Source organism: Paenarthrobacter sp. YAF11_1, assembly GCF_052113445.1.
Classification (GTDB): domain Bacteria; phylum Actinomycetota; class Actinomycetes; order Actinomycetales; family Micrococcaceae; genus Arthrobacter.
In genome coordinates this window covers 78,248-100,378 of record NZ_JBFRDF010000004.1, presented here as the reverse complement: position 1 = coordinate 100,378, position 22,131 = coordinate 78,248, and the positions used below count along the sequence as shown (strand labels likewise).

General features: G+C 63.8%; 22 protein-coding genes and 2 riboswitches. Of the genes, 10 read left to right on the top strand and 12 right to left on the bottom strand.

The features are described from left to right. Positions 1–6: 6 nt before the first annotated feature. Positions 7–118, top strand: a riboswitch (SAM riboswitch). Positions 119–131: 13 nt separating this feature from the next. The 4 genes from AB4Y77_RS07995 to AB4Y77_RS07980 are packed head-to-tail and all read left to right on the top strand — an operon-like array spanning position 132 to position 2,672. After that, positions 132–398 (top strand): DUF1737 domain-containing protein, encoded by a 267-nt coding sequence (locus AB4Y77_RS07995; RefSeq protein ID WP_089596407.1) that lies wholly within the window; start codon positions 132–134, stop codon positions 396–398. Beyond that, a complete protein-coding gene (locus AB4Y77_RS07990; protein ID WP_159708158.1) occupies positions 395–805 on the top strand; it encodes a rhodanese-like domain-containing protein in 411 nt (136 codons plus the stop codon). Before AB4Y77_RS07995 ends, AB4Y77_RS07990 begins: the two co-directional genes overlap by 4 nt. After that, positions 806–2,014 (top strand): O-succinylhomoserine sulfhydrylase, encoded by a 1,209-nt coding sequence (locus tag AB4Y77_RS07985; protein WP_442013509.1) that lies wholly within the window; start codon positions 806–808, stop codon positions 2,012–2,014. A 10-nt stretch (positions 2,015–2,024) separates the two neighbouring features. Then, positions 2,025–2,672 (top strand): hypothetical protein, encoded by a 648-nt coding sequence (locus AB4Y77_RS07980; protein WP_442013508.1) that lies wholly within the window; start codon positions 2,025–2,027, stop codon positions 2,670–2,672. On the opposite strand, the gene AB4Y77_RS07975 is transcribed toward AB4Y77_RS07980, so the two are convergent. Further along, positions 2,669–3,865, bottom strand: a complete 1,197-nt coding sequence (locus tag AB4Y77_RS07975) for a glutamate--cysteine ligase 2 (RefSeq protein WP_442013781.1) — start codon at positions 3,863–3,865, stop codon at positions 2,669–2,671. The two genes, AB4Y77_RS07980 and AB4Y77_RS07975, sit on opposite strands and share 4 nt — an antisense overlap. Positions 3,866–4,014: 149 nt before the next feature. Next, positions 4,015–5,538: a UDP-N-acetylglucosamine 1-carboxyvinyltransferase gene (locus tag AB4Y77_RS07970; RefSeq protein ID WP_442013507.1), complete on the bottom strand. Its 1,524-nt coding sequence runs from the start codon at positions 5,536–5,538 to the stop codon at positions 4,015–4,017. 210 nt (positions 5,539–5,748) lie between these two features. On the opposite strand from AB4Y77_RS07970, the gene AB4Y77_RS07965 reads away from it, so the two are divergent. Further along, complete coding sequence (locus AB4Y77_RS07965; RefSeq protein WP_442013506.1) at positions 5,749–6,726, top strand: DUF6973 domain-containing protein; 978 nt, start codon at positions 5,749–5,751, stop codon at positions 6,724–6,726. A 143-nt stretch (positions 6,727–6,869) separates the two neighbouring features. Next, positions 6,870–7,220, top strand: a complete 351-nt coding sequence (locus tag AB4Y77_RS07960) for a hypothetical protein (protein WP_442013505.1) — start codon at positions 6,870–6,872, stop codon at positions 7,218–7,220. A 30-nt stretch (positions 7,221–7,250) separates the two neighbouring features. Here AB4Y77_RS07960 and AB4Y77_RS07955 read toward each other — a convergent pair whose 3' ends face one another. Beyond that, complete coding sequence (locus AB4Y77_RS07955; protein WP_311213910.1) at positions 7,251–7,985, bottom strand: siderophore-interacting protein; 735 nt, start codon at positions 7,983–7,985, stop codon at positions 7,251–7,253. Between the two features lie 101 nt (positions 7,986–8,086). On the opposite strand from AB4Y77_RS07955, the gene AB4Y77_RS07950 reads away from it, so the two are divergent. Both AB4Y77_RS07950 and AB4Y77_RS07945 read left to right on the top strand, forming a co-directional pair. Further along, entirely contained in the window at positions 8,087–10,201 is a 2,115-nt protein-coding gene (locus AB4Y77_RS07950) for a penicillin acylase family protein (protein ID WP_442013504.1), read from the top strand. Between the two features lie 49 nt (positions 10,202–10,250). Then, entirely contained in the window at positions 10,251–10,850 is a 600-nt protein-coding gene (locus AB4Y77_RS07945) for a GNAT family N-acetyltransferase (protein ID WP_442013503.1), read from the top strand. Here AB4Y77_RS07945 and AB4Y77_RS07940 read toward each other — a convergent pair. The 3 genes from AB4Y77_RS07940 to AB4Y77_RS07930 are packed head-to-tail and all read right to left on the bottom strand — an operon-like array spanning position 10,847 to position 13,868. Then, a complete protein-coding gene (locus AB4Y77_RS07940) occupies positions 10,847–11,641 on the bottom strand; it encodes an energy-coupling factor transporter transmembrane component T family protein (protein WP_311213913.1) in 795 nt (264 codons plus the stop codon). The two genes, AB4Y77_RS07945 and AB4Y77_RS07940, sit on opposite strands and share 4 nt — an antisense overlap. Next, positions 11,638–13,248 (bottom strand): ABC transporter ATP-binding protein, encoded by a 1,611-nt coding sequence (locus tag AB4Y77_RS07935; RefSeq protein ID WP_442013502.1) that lies wholly within the window; start codon positions 13,246–13,248, stop codon positions 11,638–11,640. The genes AB4Y77_RS07940 and AB4Y77_RS07935 overlap by 4 nt, the downstream gene beginning before the upstream one ends. After that, positions 13,248–13,868 (bottom strand): ECF transporter S component, encoded by a 621-nt coding sequence (locus AB4Y77_RS07930; RefSeq protein ID WP_442013501.1) that lies wholly within the window; start codon positions 13,866–13,868, stop codon positions 13,248–13,250. The genes AB4Y77_RS07935 and AB4Y77_RS07930 overlap by 1 nt, the downstream gene beginning before the upstream one ends. Positions 13,869–13,945: 77 nt before the next feature. Next, positions 13,946–14,082, bottom strand: a riboswitch (TPP riboswitch). A gap of 561 nt (positions 14,083–14,643) precedes the next feature. Between AB4Y77_RS07930 and AB4Y77_RS07925 the strand changes: the two genes are divergently transcribed. Together AB4Y77_RS07925 and AB4Y77_RS07920 are read left to right on the top strand one after the other, a co-directional pair. Beyond that, positions 14,644–15,366 (top strand): NUDIX hydrolase, encoded by a 723-nt coding sequence (locus AB4Y77_RS07925; protein WP_442013500.1) that lies wholly within the window; start codon positions 14,644–14,646, stop codon positions 15,364–15,366. A gap of 36 nt (positions 15,367–15,402) precedes the next feature. Then, entirely contained in the window at positions 15,403–15,663 is a 261-nt protein-coding gene (locus AB4Y77_RS07920) for a DUF4235 domain-containing protein (RefSeq protein ID WP_172322289.1), read from the top strand. A gap of 100 nt (positions 15,664–15,763) precedes the next feature. Here AB4Y77_RS07920 and mnhG read toward each other — a convergent pair whose 3' ends face one another. Genes mnhG through AB4Y77_RS07890 form a run of 6 tightly spaced genes read right to left on the bottom strand, consistent with a single transcriptional unit; the run spans position 15,764 to position 22,069 of the window. Then, the gene (gene mnhG / locus AB4Y77_RS07915) at positions 15,764–16,156 is read right to left on the bottom strand and encodes a monovalent cation/H(+) antiporter subunit G (protein ID WP_442013499.1); all 393 of its coding nucleotides are present in this window, start codon (positions 16,154–16,156) and stop codon (positions 15,764–15,766) included. Continuing rightward, complete coding sequence (locus tag AB4Y77_RS07910) at positions 16,146–16,424, bottom strand: monovalent cation/H+ antiporter complex subunit F (RefSeq protein WP_311213919.1); 279 nt, start codon at positions 16,422–16,424, stop codon at positions 16,146–16,148. Before AB4Y77_RS07910 ends, mnhG begins: the two co-directional genes overlap by 11 nt. Further along, entirely contained in the window at positions 16,421–16,987 is a 567-nt protein-coding gene (locus tag AB4Y77_RS07905) for a Na+/H+ antiporter subunit E (RefSeq protein WP_311213920.1), read from the bottom strand. Before AB4Y77_RS07905 ends, AB4Y77_RS07910 begins: the two co-directional genes overlap by 4 nt. Further along, the gene (locus AB4Y77_RS07900; protein ID WP_311213921.1) at positions 16,984–18,567 is read right to left on the bottom strand and encodes a Na+/H+ antiporter subunit D; all 1,584 of its coding nucleotides are present in this window, start codon (positions 18,565–18,567) and stop codon (positions 16,984–16,986) included. The genes AB4Y77_RS07905 and AB4Y77_RS07900 overlap by 4 nt, the downstream gene beginning before the upstream one ends. Next, entirely contained in the window at positions 18,564–19,064 is a 501-nt protein-coding gene (locus AB4Y77_RS07895; RefSeq protein WP_311213922.1) for a Na(+)/H(+) antiporter subunit C, read from the bottom strand. The genes AB4Y77_RS07900 and AB4Y77_RS07895 overlap by 4 nt, the downstream gene beginning before the upstream one ends. Next, positions 19,061–22,069 carry a Na+/H+ antiporter subunit A gene (locus tag AB4Y77_RS07890; protein ID WP_442013498.1) on the bottom strand — a complete coding sequence of 1,003 codons (3,009 nt, stop codon included), beginning with the start codon at positions 22,067–22,069 and terminating at the stop codon, positions 19,061–19,063. The genes AB4Y77_RS07895 and AB4Y77_RS07890 overlap by 4 nt, the downstream gene beginning before the upstream one ends. Between the last annotated feature and the right edge of the window lie 62 nt (positions 22,070–22,131).

The window sequence follows — 22,131 nt, the reverse complement described above, 5'->3', positions numbered from 1 at the left end:
TTCTTGAGTAATGAGTACCAGCGCAAAGCCCTGACTTGCTGGTCGGCAACCCTCTCTCCGGCGGGGTGCCTCAGGTGACTACTCGGCGTATCGACAACTCGAACTGCAAGCGTGACTGAGGAGCACCAGCAATGCCTGAACCCACTGAAGAAAAACTCTCTTACCGCCTGATTACAGGCCCGGATAATCGCGATTTCTGCGAGCGTATCCACAACTCCCTCGCCGAAGGCTATGTGCTCCATGGCAGCCCGGCAGCTACCTTCAACGGCACGGAAGTCATCGTGGCCCAGGCAATTGTGCTGCCTGCGGCGATTGCCAATGCTGACGCCGCCGTCGCCAACGCAGTGGACCAGCTCGAGAACTACGACGATGAAGAAGCATTCGAGGGCCACGCATGAGCTACGCAGGTGACCTGACCCCGCAGGATGCGTGGGCCAAGCTTGAAGAAGGCGCCATCCTGGTGGATGTGCGCACCGAGGGCGAGTGGGCCCACATCGGCATCCCGGACACCAAAGCCACTGAGAACGATCCCCTGTTCATCCAGTGGAACCTCGCCGGCGGTATCCCGAACTCCCGCTTCATAGAGGACCTGCAGCAGCAGGCACCCGAGGACGATGCCGTGGAGCTCGTCTTCATCTGCCGCTCCGGGCAGCGCTCCATCTCCGCCGCCATTGCCGCAACGCAGGCCGGCTTCACGGCCTACAACGTCCTTGAGGGCTTCGAAGGGGAACCGGACCGCTACGGTGAGCGCACCGTGAACGGCTGGAAGAACCGTGGCCTGCCGACGAATCTGGGGACCGAGTAAGTGACTTTCAATCCCGACGCCGCCGGCTGGAGCCCTGACACCCAGGCCGTTCGCGGTGGCCTTGACCGCACCAATTTCCAGGAAACATCCGAGCCCGTTTTCCTGAACTCCGGCTTTGTCTACGAATCGGCCGCTGCTGCCGAACGTGCCTTCACCGGCGAGGACGAACGCTTCGTTTACTCCCGCTACGGCAACCCCTCCGTCGCCACATTCCAGGAGCGGCTGAGGCTGCTCGAAGGCACTGAGGCGTGCTTTGCCACGGCGTCCGGCATGTCCGCGGTTTTCACTGCCCTGGGTGCCCTGCTGGCTGCAGGCGACCGTGTGGTTGCCGCCCGCTCGCTGTTCGGCTCCTGCTTCGTGATCCTCAACGAGATCCTGCCCCGCTGGGGCGTGGAGACTGTGTTCGTTGACGGCCCGGATCTGGATCAATGGCGTGAAGCCCTCTCGGAACCGACCACTGCCGTGTTCTTCGAGTCGCCGTCCAATCCCATGCAGGAAATCGTCGACATCGCCGCCGTCAGCGAACTGGCGCATGCCGCCGGGGCGACCGTCGTGGTAGACAATGTCTTCGCCACTCCCCTGCTGCAGCGTTGCGGTGAGCTGGGCGCGGACGTGATCGTGTACTCCGGCACCAAGCACATTGATGGCCAAGGTCGTGTCCTTGGCGGTGCGATCCTGGGCACCAAAGAGTTCATCGATGGTCCCGTCAAGCAGCTCATGCGCCACACCGGTCCCTCTCTTTCCGCGTTCAATGCCTGGGTGCTGACCAAGGGTTTGGAGACCATCGGACTGCGGGTAAACCACAGCTCGGCATCCGCTTTGAAGATCGCAGCGTGGCTCGAGCAGCAACCTGCCATCAGCTGGGTCAAGTACCCGCTGCTCAAGTCCCACCCGCAGTACGAGCTTGCCGCAAAGCAGATGAAGGCCGGCGGCACCGTGCTGACGTTCGAGCTGTCTCCTTCGACCGGGCGCTCAGCCAAAGAGGCTGCGTTCGCCCTGCTCGATGGCCTCCGCGTCATTGACATCTCCAACAACCTGGGCGATTCCAAGTCGCTCATCACCCACCCCGCCACCACCACCCACCGGGCCATGGGACCGGAGGGCCGGGCGGCGATCGGGCTTTCCGACGGAGTAGTCCGACTCTCTGTGGGACTGGAAGACGTGGACGACCTCGTCCTGGATCTGGAGAAGGCCCTCAAACAGGTCTAGCCTTGTTGCCATGAGCGGGAACCATCCCTATCGCCGTGCCGGAGCGGTCATCGTTGCCGGCACGGCGGTGTGGTTCGTGGGAATCTCGCCGGTCTCGCGCGTCTACATGACACCGGACGATGCCGAACGCCTGCGCATGCTGACCTCCGGACGGCGCGGTTGGATCGTGGGCCAGCACCTTACCGCCGTGGGAACCGTGGCCGTGCCGGTGGGATTCGCCGCGTTTGCCCGTGCCGTTCCGGGCAAGAACGCCGTTCCGGGCCAGAACGCCGTTCCGGGCCACAACGCACCACGTGGGAATGCGAAGAAGTGGGCTTTCGCTGCCGCCGCCGCATTGCTCGCCGGCGCCCCGCTCTTCGTCTCCAGCCTCGCCCGCCGGGCTGCTGACCTTGAGGGTTTTGCCTACCGCCAAGGATCCAGCGCGCCTTTCCTGGCCTATTCCGGGCTGCATGTTGTGGCGTTGGCCGCCTTGGGTGGGAGTCTTCTTTCCATGCCCACAAAACGCTGGATCGGCGTCACAGCTGCGGCCAGCGCACCTGTCTACGGCGCCATTCTGGTAGCGAAAAAGGACATCCCGCCGTTCTGCTTCTATCTTGTGGAAGGTCTCACGGGCGCCTACTTGATGGCCTGGGAAGAGCCGGAACCCAACAAGGCCTAAGGCCTCCTGACCCTGGACAACATGGGCGCGGGCTCCTTGTGCGCGTCGGCAGAGGTTCCGCGAACCGTCACCTTCGCTGCATGCCCGACGACGGCGGCCAGGGCTGCGTTGGTGGGCGGACTGCCCGGCTGGTTCTGGCTGCCTCGCTGCCTGTTGTTGTACCGCACCGCGGCTTCCCGTTGCTCGTGGGCGCCGTTCCCCCGCTCCAGCAGATCTGAGATCCCCGCTTTGACCAGCTCCAATTCGCCTTGGTCATCCAGCACTGGGCTCACGTAATCCACCAACGCCCAGACCACGCCCGCTGCCGGCTGGGGACGGAAATCACCGAAGTCCAGGAGATCTCCACGCAACCCCGCATTGCTGGCCTGCCAACTCGCCATCCGCAGGAGTGCCGTTGGCACCGCGGTGGGCTCAACGCCGTCGAGCATTTCCAAGGAAGCCGTCTCAACCAAAGCCCGCACCAGCACCGCAATCAACGCGGCGTCCTCGGCGCGGAGGCAGACGTCGGCCACACGGACCTCCACAGTGGGGTGGTTCCGGGAGATGCGGGCATCGAAGTAGATCATGCCCTCATCCAGGATCACGCCCGTTTCCAACAGCCGCTTCACGATGCGTCGGTAGGCAGTGAGTGATCCGAACACGGCCGACGGTCCAGAGGTGGGCCAGCGGTTCCATGCCTGCGTGCGATAGCTGTCGAAACCGGTAGGAAGGCCGCGCCAGTAGGGTGAGTTGGCGGTGAGTGCCGTGAGCACGGCGAGTTTGTCCCGGATGTGGTCCAGCACCACCACACCTTCCTCGGGGGACTCAACAGAGGTGTGCACATGGAATCCGCACGTCAGTTGTTCCGTGGCGATGATGCCGAAGCGGTCCAGCATCTCGGCATAACGGGGATCCGGGGTGGTGTGGGTGTTCGAATCCAGCGGGGAGGTGGCGATCGCGGCAACCCGTGCGCCGTGCTGGCCGGCCGCTTCATTGGCCATGGCCCGGCCGCGGCGGATCTGATGCAAAAGCTCACCGTAGCCGTGGCAGGGGCGGGTCTGGGTTTCGATCTGCTCCAGCTTGAGTTCGTGGCTGAGGCTCGTTGCGGATGCCGGCTGGTTGTGGCCCGCGAGCAGCGCATCCGCGAGGGCAAGAGGCTCTCCCGTCACAGGATGGACGATGAGCAGCTCTTCCTCAACCCCGAAAGTCCGCATGCTCCATTCTGCGTCAGGAGGCCGGTAGAGGACAGGGCCGAAGGCGAAGCGAAGGACCGCCCCCGTTTCCGCCATTCGCACCAGAGCGTGCTGGCGCGGATGGCGGAAACGGGCGCGCTAACGATCCGCTGCCGGCGTACGCGTGGAGCCTAGTCCTGGAAGTACTCGATCTTGGCGCCGATGGTGTTCAACCGCTCGGCCAGGTCCTCGTAGCCGCGCTCGATCACGTAGATGTTGCGGAGCTCGGACGTGCCCCGGGCAGCGAGCATCGCCAGAAGCAGGCAGGCGGCGGGTCGCAAGGCCGGCGGGCAGCCGATTTCCGCAGCACGCCACTTGGTGGGTCCGTTGACGTAGATCCGGTGCGGATCCAGCAGCTGCACCTGTGCGCCCAGCTTGTTGAGTTCCGTCAAGTAGATGGCACGGTTCTCGTAGACCCAGTCGTGAATCATGGTCTGGCCTTCAGCGTTGCCCGCGATCACAGCGAAGAACGGCAGGTTGTCGATGTTCAGGCCCGGGAACGGCATGGGGTGGATCTTGTCCTGCGGTGCGCGGAGCTCGGAGGGCTTGGTGGTAACGTCCACCAGACGGGTCCGGCCATTGCGTGCCATGTATTCGCCGGAGATTTCAAGGTTCTGGCCCATCTGTTCCAACGTGGCGAGCTCGATTTCCATGAACTCGATGGGGACCCGGCGGATGGTGACCTCGGAGTTGGTGACGATCCCTGCGGTGATCAGGCTCATGGCCTCGATGGGGTCCTCGGACGGGAAGTACTCGATCTCCACGTCAATGGCGGAACGGCCGGTGATCTTCAGCGTGGTGGTGCCGACGCCCTGGATCTCCACGCCCAGCCCCTGCAAGTAGAAGCACAGGTCCTGGACCATGTAATTGGGGCTGGCATTGCGGATCACGGTGGTGCCCTCGCGGTGCGCGGCGGCCATGATGGCATTCTCGGTGACGGTGTCGCCACGTTCGGTCAGGACGAAGGAACGGTGGTGGCCATCGGCCGGGGGCGCCGTCACGGAATAGAACCCGGACTTCGCTTCAACCTCAAGCCCGAACTGGCGCAATGCCTGCATGTGCGGCTCAACTGTGCGCGTTCCGAGGTCGCAGCCACCCGCGTACGGCAGCAGGTATTCGCTGGTCTCATCCAGGAGCGGACCGAGCAGCATGATGACGCTGCGGGTACGGCGGGCAGCGTCTACGTCCATCGAACCGAGGTCCAGCACATCGGGCCTGCGGATGCGGAGGTCGCTTCCGTTGAGCCAGGTACATTCGACGCCAATGGACGTCAGTACTTCAACAATCCTGTTGACTTCCTCGATGCGGGCCAGGCGGCGCAGCGTGGTGGTGCCGCGGTTGATGAGGCTGGCGCACAAAAGCGCCACGCCGGCGTTCTTGCTGCTGTTGACATCCACTTCGCCGGACAGGGTCCTGCCGCCCTCAACCCGGAGGTGGGTCATCTGCGGCTTGCCCACTTTGACGATTGATCGGCCGAATATTGCCTCAAGCCGTTCGATCATCCGGAGGCTGAGATTCTGTTTACCTTGCTCCATCCGGGCGATCGCGCTCTGGCTGGTTCCAAGCTCGGTTGCCAACTGCCCCTGCGTCCACCCTTTTTCGCCACGGGCGTTGCGGAGCAGAAGGCCTACGTGTTCAGCGGTAGGTTGCGTCATACCCAAGAAATATCACAGGTGAGTTAGGAGACTCGTACAAAACGCCGTTTGAGCGGCAAACGTCACACTATACCCGCACCGTGAGATATAGAGCCCCACGGCGGCTGGTCGCTGCGGGTGAACGCTTTCCCTCAGTAGCCACCGGGCAGAAGTACCCATTGCGGTCCGCGGAACAATACCAAACCATGAAGGGAAAGCTCAGGGGGAAACATGCCTTTCTACGGCGCCGACGTCGACCAACTCAAAGCACTCTCCAAGGCCTTGGCCAACGGTGCGTCATTGCTGACCAGCCGGGCCCGGGAGCTCGACTCGCTGATCGGCCAAGGCATGACCGGCCAGGGCGGCGGCTGGCAGGGCCAGGATGCCAAGCGTTTTGCCGCAGATTGGCAGGGCCGCCTGAGGCCGTTGCTGGAGAGAACCACTCGAGGCCTGGAAGAGGCGTCACAGTGCGTGCTCACCAATGCCGACCAGCAGTCCTCCGCATCCACGGAGGGTAGCGGCACCTCGGGCAGCTCCGGCACCTCCGCCAACCCCGGGAACGACTCCACCACCAAGACCGCAGCCAATCCGAACCCTGGCCAGCCAACACCGCAGGAAATCCTGGACAATTACCAGGTCAGCGACGCCGAAACCACCAATTGGCCCGGGGACTGGGACCCCCTGCGCTTCGTGGTTGACCAGAGGGAGGTCACCGAAAAGGAAGCGGAGCTCCTCAACGGCCTGGGTCCTTTCGAGATGAACGCCTTCAAAGGCATTCACGATGACGCCTTCAGCACTGCCGACGACCGCTTCCCCAGCGCCGACCGCAACGATGACCAGAACGATGCCTTCCGTCACGCATATTGGAACGCGCTCATGGTCAAGGAGTTCGGTGCGGACTGGGCGGAGGACTACGCCACGGCGCACGAGCAGCTCCCCGGCAACCCCGCGCCCCGTGAAGCCATGGATCTGTATAACAATGAGGTGGGCCGCAACGTGGCCATAGCCAACCCGGATGCCAGCGCTGAGGAGCTTGCGGACTTGATCGAGGAAGCCGTGAACAACGGCGACACTGTGGTGGTGGGACAGGACCTGCTGCCCCATCCGTCCAATGAGGTCCCCATGGACCAAACCGGCGACGCCAACAATGCCGAGCCCGCCCCCGGCGAGGATCCGGAGTTTAACGACGAGTCGAGGACCACCTCGTGAGGTTCCAACACCAACCACAGGCTCGACGACGCCTGCTGACTTCCGCAGGCCGCCCCATTCTTGCTGGCCGCGCCTCCCTGGCCGGCTTGCTCACTGTCATCCTGGCCTGCGCCCTGGCCGCCTGTTCACTAGGAGGATCTGTCATGCCCGAATCGAACGAGAAGCTCAACAGCCAGGTGCTCGAGTCCGCGAAGAACGGGACGGCCTTGAAACTGGCCGACGCCACGGACTTCGAGTGGGACCAGGCGGGTTTCGTGACAGAGGGAACGCCGGCCAAGGACATCGAAGCAGCCTTCGGCGAGCCTCTGACCAAGGAGAACCGCTACACGGCGTCGCCCGCGTTGTTCGTCTTCCTGAAGGACGGAAAGGTGGCCAAGGCAATCCGCATCGTCCCGGATGCCTTCTTCGGCGCTGACGCTCAGAAGAAGTACGGCCGGGACGTGGTCCTCACCCCGCCTGACGGGAAAAAGGGCTTCCTCAACTGGCGCGAGTAACGCCTGAAGACCGCAGAAACGCCGCGATTCCTAGACGCGCCAGTACCCCAAGGCATCGATCCGGTGTTTGTCTACGCCCAGCGTCTTCCGCAGGTGTTTCACGATTGCCCGGGTACTGGAGGCTTCGCAGGCGATCCAGAAGAAGTCGTTGTCCACGGACACACTCTCCGCAGTGAGCGCATCGCAGACTTCCTCAACCAAAGCGGCGCCGTCACGTTTGCGCGGAACCCAACTGACGACGTCGGACTCCAACGTCCGCACCTCCAACGAGGGGTCGGCGTCGTGCTGGTATTCAAGCCAGGCGGTCACGGGAGCCGCGCCCGCGGCAGTGAACTCCCGCTCGTCCAGCAACGAGTTGATGGCCGGGATGGAGGCGGGATCGCCCACTACCCAGATCCGGCGCGGAGCGGGCTGCGGGAAGGTGAAGGAACTGCCCTGAACGGTGGCGTCGATGGTGTCGCCGGCCTGGACAGAGCGGGCCCAGTCAGCGGCCACACCGTTGTGCATCGCGAAGTCCATGCTGAACGTGCCGTCCGCAGGAGAGGCATTGACCAGGGTGTACGCACGCTGGTGGGCCTTACCGGAATCATCGAACCACAGCCTGATCCACATGGTGGGATGCAGTCCGCTTCGCTCCAGCAGTCCACCGTCGCGCACGTGCACGCGGAGGAAGTCCGGGGTGATTTCTTCCTTCCCGGTGACTTCGAGCGTGAAATCCTTGGCGCCCATGACTTTGAGCACGACGCCTTCCCAATTGCGCTTCAAGCAACACTCCTTCACGAACGGCCACGATTTGTGAACGGGGCCAAAGCCATTTATCTTGAGCTTAAGTAAGCCTAACCTAAGCTCGAAAGCGGCCAGAGATTATGACGCCTGCCCCGACGCACCCTTCCGCCCCGGCAGGCGGCCCCGGAACCTACCGTGATCGGTGGGGAATCCCGCACCTGTGGGCGGATTCCACCGATGAGCTCGCCTTTCTCCAAGGCATGAACGCAGCCACGGACCGCTCCTGGCAGATCGAGCTGGAACGGTGGCGTTCCGAAGGCCGAACAGCGGAAGTCCTGGGTGCCGACGTCGTGGTGTGGGACCGGTTTGCACGCCAAGCCCGGCTGGATGACACGGCGCGCCGCTGCTTCGAGAACCTCGACGCAGACACTCAGCGTTGGTGCGGACAGTACGTGGCCGGCATCAACCAAGCGCTGGCAGACGGACTCCGCGGCGGCCCCGAATTCGACGAGTCCGCCTGCACGCCGGAGCCATGGAATCCGTGGACACCGCTGGGTGTCTTCCTGGTCCATCACATCCTCTTCTCCACGTTCCCCAACAAGCTGTTCAGGGCCCACGTCGCGCGGACCTTGGGCGACGACGCCGTGAGCCTGTTCAGCATCGAAGCTCCCGCCTGGTCAGGCAGCAACGCCTGGGCTGCGCACGGCTCGACGACGGCAACCGGCCTCCCGCTGATCGCCGGCGACCCCCACCGCCTCATGGAACTCCCCGGCGTGTACCAGCAGGTACGGCTCGCCTGCCCGGACTTCGACGCGATCGGTTTCGCGTTCCCCGGCGTCCCCGGCCTCCCGCACTTCGCCCACACCGGGCACACCGCTTGGGCCATCACCAACGCCATGGCCGATTACCAGGACCTCTTCGAGGAAGAACTGCGCCGGGTCACGGACGCCACCGGGGAACGCATCGAGGCGCGCGGACCGCACGGCTGGGAACCCGCCGTCGTGAGTGCCGAAACCATCATCGTCCGCGACGGTGAGCCGGTCACCGTTGAGGTCATCGAGACCGCGCGGGGTTCGGTGATCTCTGAAGCGCCCGACGGCGAGGCGCTGAGTTTGCGCTTCCCTGCCCGCGTTGAGGGGCGGCTTGGTTTTGAGGCCCTCCTGCCGCTGCTGCGGAGCCGGAGCGTCTCCGAGGTGGAAGCGGCGTTCGATGCCTGGGTTGAGCCCGTCAACAGCGTCGTGGCCGGGGACACCTCCGGAGCAGTGCGGCACTTTGTTGCCGGCCTCGTTCCGCAGCGCAATCCCGCCAACAGGAGGTTGCCCTCGCCGGCCTTCTCAGCCCGCCACGATTGGGAGGGCCAGTACGTGATCCTGCCCCGCACGGAGGTGGAGCAGTTTGCCGTGAGCGCGAACGACCGCGCAGCAGGAGGCGGCGACGCCGTGGCCATGGAGTTCGCCCCCGCGCATCGGGCGTTGCGCATCCGTGAGCTGCTCGAGTCGGCTCCGGGGCCGTTGTCCGCGGACGATATGCAGGCCATCCATACCGACACCCTCCTGGGTCCGTGGCCGTTGTTCCGGTCAGTGCTGTCCGGCCTTGAGGCTGATGACTTGTCCCGGGAAGCCGCGGGACTGCGTTCGATGCTGCTGGAGTGGGACGGCCGCATGGATGCCGGGAGCCATTACGCTGCAGTGTTTGCGGCGTGGCGGGGCTCATTGGTCCGGCGACTGGCGCACCATTCCGCGCTGGCGCCGTTGAACGAGCCAACAGGCTACTCGCCCTTGTTCGGGCCGTGGTTGTCAGTGGCATCCCGCATCGGCTTTGCGCTCGAGACCCTGTTGGTACGCGGCTCAGAACTCGGTATCAGCGTCGCTGCGGAAGCCGCCACAGCACTCGAGGGCGTTGCGCTGGAAGAGTCCGGGCTGCGCTCCTGGGGCGACAGGCACACGCTGTTGCCCGTTCATGTCCTCCCCGGCGCGCTCGCGACCGCCGCACCCACAGCCGGCCTCAGCGGTGATACGGGGTGTGTGCTCTGCACCGAAAGCCTCCCCGGCGTAGACGACCGAAGCTTCCGTGGACCCGTGGCCCGCTACGTCTGGGACTTGTCCGAGCGCCGCAACAGCCGCTGGATCGTCCCCTTTGGCGCCTCCGGTACGCCCGGCCACCAGCACTTTGCCGACCAACTCCCGCTCTGGACTGCCGGGGAACTCGCCCCGGTGGTCACTGACTGGCCTGAATTGGTCAAAGACATCACCTAACCAATCCCCGCTCCCGCATCAGCCCGCTTTAGCCCCACCGAAGGAAATCATGACCACCACCACCCAGGACTACTCCGTCCGCACCACCGTCTACTCCGAAGACCTCGAAGGATGGGGCGCGCTCCGGCTGGTCCCGCTGGTTCCCGCCGAGGACATCGACCTCATCTTCGAATGGGTCACCCAGCCCCGCGCCAAGTTCTGGGGAATGACTGAGAATTCCCGCGAAGAAGTCCAGGGGATCTATGAGTTCCTTGATTCTTTGGAGTCCCACCACGCGTTCTTGGCCATCCTTGATGGCGAACCGTTGGCCCTTTTCCAGACCTATGAGCCTCTGCACGACCCCGTGGGCGAGGCCTACCCCGCACGCGAAGCAGACATTGGCATGCACTTGCTGTTGGCCCCTGCCACGCGGCCCATCCCGCACTTTACGCCGAAGCTCGGTACGTCCCTGATCAAGTACATGTTCTCCTTGCCGGGCAAGGACCGGATTGTGGTGGAGCCGGATTCACGCAACGCCAAGGCCCTGCGTCGTCTGGAGGCCACCTGCTTTGAGCTGGGACCCATCATCCAGCTCGCCGAGAAGGAAGCCCAGCTGGGGTTCCTGACGCGGGCAGGCTTTGACGAGATCCAGGAACAGCAAGCTCCCTAGCGCCAGACGAAGCTCCACGTTCCCGCACCCACGGCCGCGAGCACCGCGCCCGCTGCGATGACCACGCCGCCCAGAAGCACCCAAGCGTCCAGCAACGAGTACGTTGATTCGCGGGCCCACGTCCGTTGACCGCCACCAAAGCCGCGCGCTTCCATGGTCACTGCCAGCCGGGATGCCCTGCGAACAGCCTGGACCAACAGCCCGAAGCTCTGGCCGAGAGTGGCCTTCAGCCGTTGCAGCGGGCTGCCTTGGGAACCGACGCCGCGGGCCCGGCGGGCCATGCCGATGGTCTGCCATTCCTCGGCCATGAGGCCCACCAGCCTCATGGCCGCCAGGGAGCCGAGGACGAAGCGGTGCGGCAGCTTGGCCTTCTGCGCCAGCGCATCGGCCAGGTCAGTCGGGTCCGTGCAGGTCATCAGCAGGATCGCCGGCAACGCGATCGCCAAACCGCGCAACATGAAACCCAGCCCCAGCTCAAGGGAACCTTCGCTGATGGACCAGAGTCCGACGTCGAGCAGTACAGCGCCGCTGTCCGCCGCCACGATCGCAGTGCTCCAGCCACCGATCGCGGCCGCGATGATCAGCGGCCAAGCGCGCTGCCACAGAAGCCTGAGCGTAAGCCCGGCGAGCGGAAACAACGCCAGCTCCGCAACCAGCGCCGCGGACGCCGATACCCAGTCGATGGACAGGGCCAGCACCAGGGAAATCAGGAAAACGGACACGAACTTTGCCAAGGGGTTGGCTCGGGTCAGCAGGGCATGATTCCCGCGGAGATTCAACGCATCCCTCATGCTGCACCCGCTTCCTGATGCGTGGCTTCACCATGCTGGACCGGACCGAGCCGAAGCTCCGTTCCGCCGAGCACTGCGCTGAATTCCTGGTCATGGGTCACGGAGACCACAGCCGTTCCGGCGTCCAACAACTCTGAAAGGAACGACGCCAGCTCGGCCCACGTATTGGCGTCCTGACCGAACGTGGGCTCGTCGAGCACCAGGACTTTGGGGTGCGCGGCCAGCACGGTGGCCACCGAAAGCCGCCGCTTCTCGCCGCCGGAAAGGGTGTAGGGGTTGGCATCCACCAAATGCGTAAGCCGCAGCCGCTCCAACAGTTCGTCGACGCGTTCTTCGCCGCGGCCCACATGCCTGGGCCCAAACATGAGCTCGTCCAGGACCTTGCCCGTGACGAACTGGTGCTCCGGTTCCTGGAACACCGTACCGATCCGTGAAATCAGCTGGTCTGCTTTCCACTTGAACGGGTCAATGCCGGCCCCTTCGGAAAGCTCGACGGCGGCACTCACCGTGCCGTCCACCGGCGCAAGAAGGCCGGCCAACGTGAGCGCAAACGTGGACTTTCCGGCGCCGTTGGCTCCAGTGATGGTCAATGCTTGGCCGGCCCGGACCTGCGCGGTGATTCCCGTTTGCACTGGGACCGGCGGGAAGGTCTTGAAGCCCTTGCGCCGCGGCTTCTCCCGGGAAACTGCGAGGTCCTGGGCTGCAAGGAGCAGTTGGGCGCTGTGGGGTTGGCTGCGCCGTTCGCGGGTGGCCGGAACGTACCCAGGCACCCAAACGCCGGCAGCCATCAACATGGTGCGGGCTTCGGACAGGACCTTGTCAGGCGGGCCGTCCAAGAGGACCCCGGCCTTTGCCCCTCCCGTTCCCGTTCCCGTTCCCGTTCCCGCCGCCAGGGAACCCGGCTGCAGGACCACGATCCGGTCCACCAGGTCTTTCCAGACGGACACGCGGTGCTCCACCACCACCAGCGTTGCGCCGGTCTTGTCGAGGCAGCGCTTCACCGCGTCACGCACCTCCAAAACGCCTGCCGGATCCAGGTTGGCGGTCGGTTCGTCCAACAGGATCAGGCCCGGCCGCATCGCCAGGATGCCCGCCAGTGCAAGGCGCTGCTTCTGCCCTCCGGAGAGTGCCGCCGTTGGGTGGTCCAACGCCACACCGCCGCCGGCAGCGGTACGCAACCCGACGTCGTCGAGCGCTTCATGGACGCGGGACCAGATCTCGTCCCGCGGCACAGCAAGGTTCTCGGCACCAAAGGCCACGTCGTCGCCAACCCGCGACAAGACCACCTGCGTTTCCGGGTCCTGCTGCATCAGCCCGGCGCGGCCCCGCTGCTCCCGGGGCGCCACGCCGTCGATCAGCAGCGAACCTGACTCGTCCGAGTCGTCTTCCTCATCGCCCAACACGCCGGCAAGGGCGTGCAGCAGCGTTGATTTGCCGGCACCGGAAGGTCCCAAAAGGAGAACCCGCTCGCCCGGTTCAATCCGGAGGTCCAACCCATGAATGGCCGGAGTGGACCGGCCGGCATGCCGCCAACCCCAGCCCTCGGCGGAGATGGCGGCAGGCCGTACCGGGCTGCTGTTGTTGCTGCCGCTCTGCGTGGCGGGCATCAGCTGAAGACGGGCTCCGACGCGGCCTTGCGCGATGCAAAGGAGCTCAGCACGCCGGTTTTCGCCAAGCCACGGGTGGCAATCCAGGACAGTGCGCCGGCGATGATGGCACCCGAGATGGTGGTGAAAGTGATGTACGCCAGCTTGTCCACGGCCTCATAGGCGATGTTCCAGCCCCACGGGAGGAAGGAGTCGTTCAGGCCGCAGAAGAGGCCCGCACCGGCACCCGCGAGGAGGGCCGTGGGCAGGTTGAACTTCTTGTACCGGAACGCGGCGAAGATGAGCTCTGCGCCCAAACCCTGCAGGACTCCGGAGATCAGGACGGTGGTGCCGTACTGGGAACCCATGATGAGCTCACCGGTGGCCGCGACGGCTTCACAGAACAACGCTGCGCCCGGCTTGCGGATAATGAGCATGCCCAGTACAGCGGGGATCATCCAGCCACCGGCAATCAGGCCGGTGAGCGGCGGATACGTCGCGTTCATGGGGATGGAAACCAGCGCGGCACCCTGGGACCAGGCCCAGAAGATCACGCCGCCTGCGATGGCGATAAGAGCCGCCACAACGATGTCTACAACACGCCAGTTGTAACTGGCCTTCTTCACGTTTACCGTGGTCATTTTTCTGCCTCCTGAGGTTACAGGAGGGGAAAGTGCTCCCCGGATTTCCAACCGGCCTGCGCCGCCCGGATCCGGACACTCTGAGAAGCTCGACTCCCTTGCGCCGGTACTAACCGGATCAGGTTCGAGGGTCTGCGGCTGTCCGCACTCTCAGCGCCCTCGCGTCTCCTGCATCTCTGCAAGGTCCGACGGCGGCGCTCCCCTGTCGTTATCAAATCTGCCCTGATGGGCTGGTTCAGTTTACACCTGCGCGTGTTGCGGGCGCTGGTCCGTGGCCGGCAGGTGGTCACAATCGGACGTTGAGAGGTCCGCTCTACACCCTTCGCGCCGGTCTTGGCATGCACACCAGGCCCCACAACAAAACCCCCTGCGTTGCGAGGCCCCCTCTACACCCTTCGCGCCGGTCTTGGCATGCACACCAGGCCCCACAACAAGACCCCCTGCGATGCGAGGCCCCCTCTACACCCTTCGCGCCGGTCTTGGCATGCACACCAGGCCCCACAACAAGACCCCCTGCGTTGCGAGGTCCGCTCTACACCCTTCGCGCCGGTCTTGGCATGCACACCAGGCCCCACAACACCCCCCTGCGATGCGGGGCCCGCTCTGCGCCCTTCGCGCCGGTCTTGGCATGCACACCAGGCCCCACAACAAAACCCCTTGCGTTGCGAGGTCCGCTCTACACCCTTCGCGCCGGTTTTGGCATGCACACCAGGCCCCACAACGAGACCTGAGAGAATGATCCAGCAGACTCGACCGCGGCAAAGGGGCACTTTTCATGAACAATCCACCCAGTCAGGATCACACTGTCGGCGAGGGCACCATATCCGAGCCACGGCTCGCTGCCAGTGTCATCCTGCTCCGTGATTCCCCGGGCGGGCTCGAGGCGTTCGTCCAGCACCGGGTCAGCACCATGGACTTCGCTGCCGGAATGGTGGTCTTCCCGGGCGGCCGGGTGGATGCTGCGGACGCGTCCGGCTGGGACTACCCAGCGGATCTGCTTCAACGCCACGCTGCCGCCTGGAGTTCGAGTTCCATCGGCACCGGCACCGACTCCGACTCGGGTGCCGGCACCAACTCAGCGCAGGCCGAAACCAAGGCAGGCACGGTCCTCACCGCCGCCATCCGCGAAGTCCAGGAGGAGTCGGGGCTCAGCATCAGCGCCGCGGACGTCCGACCTTGGGCCAACTGGATCACACCCACTGACATGCCGAAGCGCTTTGACACCTACTTCTACCTTGCAAAACCCTCCCCTGGAGCCGAGCCCCGGCATCAAACCACGGAGGCCTGGCAATCGTTGTGGATGCCGGTGGAAGGAATTCTGGAGGCGGAGGCGGCCGGGACGCTGAAGCTGATGCCGCCCACCTACTACCTGCTCAAGGAAATCGCCGAATTTGAGACCGTGGACGCTGTCTGGTCGGCGGAACACGCGGTCGTTCCAGTGTTGGCCCCGGTGGGGTCCTTGGCAGCGTTCCTGAAGGAGCGCGAAAGCCGACGCTGACACTTGAGTTCGCCCATGGACGGCTAGGCTGGAGGGATGAACCTCTTCTTCAAGCTGCTGGGTACCGGAGTGAGCCTCGGAGCGGGCTTCGTCGGCACCAAACTCGTCAACAAAGGGTGGGAAAAGGCCACTGGCAACAAACCACCCCTGGGCAACGACGACATGGAAACGAGCTTGCGTTCAGCACTGACTTTTGCGCTGATCTCAGCCTTCGTCAGCACCTTGATTCAGGTGTTGGCCAGCCGTGGCACACAGCGTGCCATTGCACGTTTCGCCAAGACCCACGACATCGTCTAGCCTCAACCACAGACAACAACGCGGGGTCGCTTTACCTCCACCTGATGGAATGAACACCAGTGGACGCACGGCGGCCCCGCGTTTGCTGTGACTGGGACTTTTAGCGGTCGTTCCGGGGTTCTTGCCCGGCAGCCGCCCGTTGAACAACGGCCTCGAGTTCGTCCTTGGTGAGCATTTCGCGGTGGCCGTGCTTGGTGCGGTAGGCGGAGCGACCCACCATGTGGGCGGACACAGGTGCTGTCAGCAACTGGAAAATCCACGCCACCAGCAGAACAGGCCATACCCACCACGTCCGCATTTGAAGGCCAATCGCAGCAAGCATGAGGAACAGTCCCAGCACTTGGGGCTTGGTGGCTGCGTGCATGCGGCTCATGAGGTCCGGGAATCGCAGCAAACCGATCGCAGCGCCGAGGGACATCAAAGCACCCACCACCAGGAACACTGCAGTGACAGCGTCGATCACGACATCCACGCCGTTGGCATCAGGACTCATTGTTCTGTTCCCTCCGTTCAGCAACGAACCGTGCAACGGTCACCGATCCGATGAATCCGATCACCGCGAGGGCTACCAGCAGCATCAGGTTGTTGAGGTGCCTGTTCATCGCCATGTCGATCGCCAGTGCAGCACCCAGGATGGCCAGCAAGACGTCTGATGCCAGCACGCGGTCCAGCAGGGAAGGGCCGATGGCGATGCGGACAATCGCGCCCGCGGCAGCCAGGCTGAGGATCACCGCTGTGACCACGAGGATCATTTCCTTCATCGAGCTGCCCCTTCCATTCCCGGTCGTACTTCGGCTTTGAGGGCTTCCACTTCTTCGGGCGTGCCCATGATCCGGATCAGCCGCGCTTCAATGGTCTGGACTTCCTCGCGAATCTTGTCGATGTCCGCTTCTTCGTAGATATTGAGCGCGTGCAGATACAGCGTGGACGTCGACCGGTCCACTTCCACCACCAGCGAGCCCGGAATCAGCGAGATGACGTGCCCCGTAGCGGTCACCATCAGGTCCGAGTGGCTGCGCAAGGGAACGGCGACGACGGCGCTGCGCACCTTGGGCCCCTTGACCACGGCCAGGAACAACACCAGGAAGCTCGCTGCCACCACTTTGGCGAGGAACATCAGGGCGAAGGGAATGGCGCGCAGGATATTGAACCTGCCGCTCAGTTCCACCGGTGGAAGGTAGAACAGCTTGGCTACCAGCACGGCGATCAGCGCGCCAAACAGCAGGTTTCCTGGACTGAAATCCCGCCACAGTGCGCCCCAGACAATGACCAACCAAATGAGCAGTGGCAGCTCGGTGCGGAACGAAATGGGCTTACGGCTCATTTGGCATCACCCGTCTGCATTTCCTCGGCCGGCCCCAGCGGTGGCACCTCGACCGAGTCGCCCAGAACCGAGTGGATATACGCCGAACGGTCCAACATGATCCCTGCGGAACCGTCCGCGACTTGGAAGAGCGGACCGGCGAAGACCGTCAGCGCGACACCGAAAACTACCAAACCCGCCGTCGAACCGACCATGGTCCGCGGCAAGACGCCGACGTTTCCGGGAGTCTGGAGCACGGGGTCCGGATACTCAGCGTCTTCGGGCTTGCGCCAGAATGCCCTGTTCCAAACGCGGGCGATTGCAAGCAGCGTCAGTAGGCTGGTGACCACGCCACCCACCACCAGCGTGATGGCCAAGGGTGTTCCCAGCTCCACGCCGGCCTGCAAGAGACCCAGCTTTCCCAGGAAGCCTGAGAACGGCGGGATGCCTGCGAGGTTCATGGCCGGAATGAAGAACAGCAGGGCCAGCAACGGGGAAAGCTTGGCCAAGCCACCCAACCGGTCAATGGATGAACTGCCGCCCCTGCGTTCTATGAGACCTGTGACCAGGAACAGGCTGGTCTGCACTGTAATGTGGTGCGCCACGTAGAACACCGCTGCGCCCAAACCTGCAACTGAACTCATGGCCAGGCCAAACACCATGTACCCGATGTGGCTCACCAGGGTGAAGGACAAGAGACGTTTAATGTCGCTTTGGGCCAACGCACCTAATATGCCCACCACCATGGTCAGTAACGCCACCACCATGAGTGGAACGTTCAGTGTGTCCCCAGGGAACAAGAGCGTCTCGGTGCGGACCATGGCGTAGACGCCAACTTTGGTCAGCAACCCGGCGAACACGGCCGTAACCGGCGCCGGTGCCGTGGGGTAGGAGTCCGGGAGCCAGAAGGACAGCGGGAACACGGCCGCCTTGATGCCGAAGGCCACCAAAAGCATGACGTGCAGGAGGTTTTGAGTGCCTTGGTCCAGTTCCGCCAACTTGATGGCCAGGTCCGCCATGGTGATGGTCCCCGTGGCCCCGTAGATCATGGCGATGGCGATGAGGAACAGCACGGAGGACACCACTGACACCACCACATACGTGACGCCTGCGCGGATGCGCGGGCCGGTGCCGCCCAAAGTCATGAGCACATAGCTCGCTGTCAGCAGAATCTCGAAGCCTACGTAGAGGTTGAAGAGATCGCCGGTGAGGAAGGCGTTGGACACGCCCGCCACCAGGATCAGGTACGTGGGGTGGAATATCGAGACGGGCGCTTCCTGGTCGCCGTCGGCCATGCCTTGGCCGGTGGCGTAAATCAACACGGCAAGGCTCACCACGGTGGAGACAACCAGCATGAGCGAGGAGAACTGGTCCACGACCAGGACCACGCCCCACGGCGGCAGCCATCCACCCAAGGTGACTGATGTTGTGCCGCCGTCCCATACGGAGAACAGCAGGAGGCACTCGAGCAGCAATGTTGCACTCAGAATGCCGATGCTCACCACACGCTGGGCGGTGTGGTGCCGGATCAACAGGAACGCGAGAGCGGCACCCAGAATCGGCAGGAGGACAGCTAGCGGCGACAGGTTTGCGAGATTCACGCGCTGCCTCCTTCCTGGTTTGGTGCCTTGCTCGGGGTCTCGGTTGCTTCGGGGTGAGTGTGGTCCGAGGTGTTGGCAGGGGTGACGGCGAATTCCGAGGTCTCCAACGGCACAATGGCGTCGTCCTCGGCGTCGAAGCTTGGCGTCTCAGCAACGCGACGGTCCTCGAGGTCATCCTGGATTTCGTCCTGTCGCGCCAGGACCCACGTGCGGTAGATAATGCCCAGCATGAAGGCCGTCACGGCGAAGGAAATCACGATCGATGTGAGGATCAGCGCTTGGGGCAGAGGGTCGCTATAGGCGTCCGGGCTGGTTTCCTTGGTGAACAAGGGCGCCAAACCGGCGTATCCGCCGGTGGAAAGGATCAGGATGTTGGTGGCATTGGCCAGCAACATCAAGCCCAACAGCACGCGTGTCAGGCTCCGCTCCAGGATCAAATAGATGCCGCAGGCGTACAAAACGCCCATGACGATCAGCAGGGTCAGGTTGATGCTCATGCGGTACCTTTCCCGGATGCGGCGGATTCAGCAGCTTCTCCTGCAAGGTCGGCGGCGTCTTCCTCTGCAAGGGGCGCGCCCTGGCCCTCAAAGTGTTCGTCGATTTCGGCACCGAGGCTGCGGAGAACGTCGAGCGCCAAGCCCACCACCACGATGTACACGCCGATGTCGAAAATGGTGGAGGTGACAAACTTGATGTCTCCGAAGACCGGCAGCCAGAACTCGATGATCGCGCTCTGGAACACCTGTCCGCCGAGGAAGAGCGGCACCAGACCAGAGGCTGCCGCCGTCGCAAGTCCTGTCCCCAAGAGAGTTCCGGCGCTGACTGTCGCAGCCTCGCTCAACTCGAACCGGCCGCCTGCCAAGTACCGGATGGTCAGGGCAAGGCCCGCGGTGAGGCCACCGGCGAAACCGCCGCCGGGCAGGTTATGACCGGCAAGGAGAAGGTAGATGGAGAAGACAATCATCGAGTGGAAAATCAGTCTGGTCACCACCTCGAAGATGATCGAGCGGCGTTCAGGAGCCAAGGTGCGGCCCGCCACCAGCCATGCGTCGCGGCTGACGTCAGTGAACTTTTTAGCCACGGCCAGCGTGGCACCGTCCCGGGAGTCACGGTCGACGCCGGTGCGGCGCCCAACGCTGCCTTCCGGCACTGCCTCCGAGGTCTTGATCCGATCACCACGGCTGCGCACGAAAATCAGGCTGGCGACACCCGTGGCGGCAATTGCCAGCACCGAAATTTCGCCGAACGTATCCCAGGCGCGGATGTCCACCAAGGTCACATTGACGACGTTCAGGCCGCCACCGCCCTCGTATGCCAGACGGGGGAAGTCCAAGGAAATGGGTGTGGCGACGCGGGCTCCCATGGCATAGATCGCCACGAAGATCATGGTGATGCCGAACGCTGCACCGATGATCACGCGGATCACCCGAAGCCTGCCACCGGTCCTGTCCCGGAGCTCAGCAGGCAGGCTGCGCATGGCGAGCACGAACGCCACCAGGACGATGGTTTCCACCAGCATCTGTGTCAGCGCCAGGTCCGGAGCACCCTGCAAAGCAAACATGAGGGCGATGCCGTAGCCCGTCACGGACACCATGAGGACCGCAAGGAAGCGCTTGTTGGCCCGGACAGCTGCCAGGGCACCCACCACGATTCCCGCTCCGGCAACCATTTGCAGCGGAGAGTTGGGGTCGATGAAGTAGATGCCTTCCGGCAGGGGCTTGTTGGCCGCAATCAGGGCGGCGAGCGGTACTGCGAAGGCTACGGTGAGGATGACCGTCAAGTAGAAGTAGAGCGAGCCACGCTGCGTACGGCCCGTGACCCAGACAGCGATATCGTCCAGCGCACCGATGGTGTGCTGGTAGGCGCGGTCGCCGTCAACCCAGTCCGGCACCAGGCTTTGTGCCCGGGACACGATGTTGCGTCCGTAGAACATCGCAGCGCCCGCCGCGAAGGTTATCGCCGTCAGCCCCAGTGCGGGGGTGAGGCCGTGCCACAAAGCCAAGTGCCCGGCGTCGACCGCGTCCGGCCTATCGGCGAACAGCGCCGCGTAAGGCTGGATCCACGTGTCGACGGGGGCCGGCCACACGCCGTAGGCAATGGTGAGCAGGCTCAGGATGGCCGGCGCGGCCAGGAAGGCGGGCTTGATGGGTTTGAACGGGGTGGGTTCAACGCCGGGCTTGGTGGCAAACGCGCCCCACATAAACCGGGCGCTGTAGGCGAACGTCAAGATGGACCCGATCACCAGGCCCACCAAAATCCAGATTCCCCAGACAGGTGCATTATTGCCCGTGCCGTAGTGAACAAAGGCTTCGAAGACTGATTCCTTGGCGACAAAGCCAGCCAATGGAGGCACCCCGGCCATGGACGCTGCGGCGATCGCTGCAACTACTCCAAGGGCGCGAGATGAGCGGAAAACGCCGGAGAGCTTACGAATATCGCGCGTTCCGGACTGGTGGTCAATGATGCCCACTACAAGGAACAGCGCTGCCTTGAACAAGCCGTGGGCAAGGAGCAGCCCGAGCCCGGCAAGCGCGGCATCCGGGCGTCCGAGCCCCACCACCATGGTGAGGAAGCCGAGCTGGCTGACGGTTCCGTAGGCCAGGATGAGCTTGATATCAGTCTGGCGAAGGGCCCGGTACCCACCCACAAGCATGGTGGCCAGCCCGAGTCCCAGGACCACCGGCAGCCAGAATTCCGACTCGGAAAAGCCCGGTGCCAAGCGCGCCACGATGTAGATGCCGGCCTTCACCATCGCCGCCGCGTGCAGGTACGCACTGACCGGGGTGGGGGCCGCCATGGCGCCCGGCAGCCAGAAGTGGAACGGAACCAGCGCCGATTTTGTCACCGCACCGGCAAGGATAAGTACGACGGCGGCCGTCACCGCACCCTGCATGGGTCCGGTCATGAGGGTCGAGGCTTGGTCCAAAATAGCCGAAATGCGGTAGGTTCCAGCTGCCTCGCCCATGATGATGAGGCCAACGAGCATCGCGAGGCCACCAGCGGTGGTGACCATCAGCGCCTGCAGCGCCGAGCGGCGCGCTGCCAAACGGGTACGCGCGTAGCCGATCAGCAGGTAGGACAGGATGGTGGTGAGCTCCCAGAAGATGAACAACATCATGAGGTCATCGGAGGTCACCAAGCCGAACATGGCTCCTGCGAAGGCCAGCAGCTGGGCGCCGAAGCCGCCGAGGTCCGCGTCCTTGTTCTTGAAATACCGGGCGCAATAGACCAGCACCAGGGAACCGACTCCGAGGATCAGGAGGGACATGACCCACGCCAACGGATCCATTCGGAAGGCCAGCTCCAGCTGCAGGCTGGGTATCCACGGAAGGAATTCTTCTATGCCGCCACCGGAATATACAGGGCCGTACTGGAAAAGCAGCCAAACGAAGGCCGCCGCGGGTACCGCTGCCAGTACGTAGAAGGCGTTCCTGCCGAGCTTGCTGAAGATCAAGGGCGCCACAGTTGCCGCGACAAAGGTAATGGCGAGAACTGTGATCACTGTTTTCTCCGCAAAGTCAGGAACGAATTGTCAAAGTTGGAGCAGGCGGTCATACGTTGGGT

What these genes read in the sequence shown, in the direction of transcription:
- AB4Y77_RS07995 (WP_089596407.1), top strand. Translation starts at nt 132, where the DNA reads ATGCCTGAACCCACTGAAGAAAAACTCTCTTACCGCCTGATTACAGGC.
- AB4Y77_RS07990 (WP_159708158.1), top strand. Translation starts at nt 395, where the DNA reads ATGAGCTACGCAGGTGACCTGACCCCGCAGGATGCGTGGGCCAAGCTT.
- AB4Y77_RS07980 (WP_442013508.1), top strand. Translation starts at nt 2,025, where the DNA reads ATGAGCGGGAACCATCCCTATCGCCGTGCCGGAGCGGTCATCGTTGCC.
- AB4Y77_RS07975 (WP_442013781.1), bottom strand. Translation starts at nt 3,865, where the DNA reads ATGCGGACTTTCGGGGTTGAGGAAGAGCTGCTCATCGTCCATCCTGTG.
- AB4Y77_RS07970 (WP_442013507.1), bottom strand. Translation starts at nt 5,538, where the DNA reads ATGACGCAACCTACCGCTGAACACGTAGGCCTTCTGCTCCGCAACGCC.
- AB4Y77_RS07965 (WP_442013506.1), top strand. Translation starts at nt 5,749, where the DNA reads ATGCCTTTCTACGGCGCCGACGTCGACCAACTCAAAGCACTCTCCAAG.
- AB4Y77_RS07960 (WP_442013505.1), top strand. Translation starts at nt 6,870, where the DNA reads ATGCCCGAATCGAACGAGAAGCTCAACAGCCAGGTGCTCGAGTCCGCG.
- AB4Y77_RS07950 (WP_442013504.1), top strand. Translation starts at nt 8,087, where the DNA reads ATGACGCCTGCCCCGACGCACCCTTCCGCCCCGGCAGGCGGCCCCGGA.
- AB4Y77_RS07945 (WP_442013503.1), top strand. Translation starts at nt 10,251, where the DNA reads ATGACCACCACCACCCAGGACTACTCCGTCCGCACCACCGTCTACTCC.
- AB4Y77_RS07940 (WP_311213913.1), bottom strand. Translation starts at nt 11,641, where the DNA reads ATGAGGGATGCGTTGAATCTCCGCGGGAATCATGCCCTGCTGACCCGA.
- AB4Y77_RS07935 (WP_442013502.1), bottom strand. Translation starts at nt 13,248, where the DNA reads ATGCCCGCCACGCAGAGCGGCAGCAACAACAGCAGCCCGGTACGGCCT.
- AB4Y77_RS07930 (WP_442013501.1), bottom strand. Translation starts at nt 13,868, where the DNA reads ATGACCACGGTAAACGTGAAGAAGGCCAGTTACAACTGGCGTGTTGTA.
- AB4Y77_RS07925 (WP_442013500.1), top strand. Translation starts at nt 14,644, where the DNA reads ATGAACAATCCACCCAGTCAGGATCACACTGTCGGCGAGGGCACCATA.
- AB4Y77_RS07920 (WP_172322289.1), top strand. Translation starts at nt 15,403, where the DNA reads ATGAACCTCTTCTTCAAGCTGCTGGGTACCGGAGTGAGCCTCGGAGCG.
- mnhG (WP_442013499.1), bottom strand. Translation starts at nt 16,156, where the DNA reads ATGAGTCCTGATGCCAACGGCGTGGATGTCGTGATCGACGCTGTCACT.
- AB4Y77_RS07910 (WP_311213919.1), bottom strand. Translation starts at nt 16,424, where the DNA reads ATGAAGGAAATGATCCTCGTGGTCACAGCGGTGATCCTCAGCCTGGCT.
- AB4Y77_RS07905 (WP_311213920.1), bottom strand. Translation starts at nt 16,987, where the DNA reads ATGAGCCGTAAGCCCATTTCGTTCCGCACCGAGCTGCCACTGCTCATT.
- AB4Y77_RS07895 (WP_311213922.1), bottom strand. Translation starts at nt 19,064, where the DNA reads ATGAGCATCAACCTGACCCTGCTGATCGTCATGGGCGTTTTGTACGCC.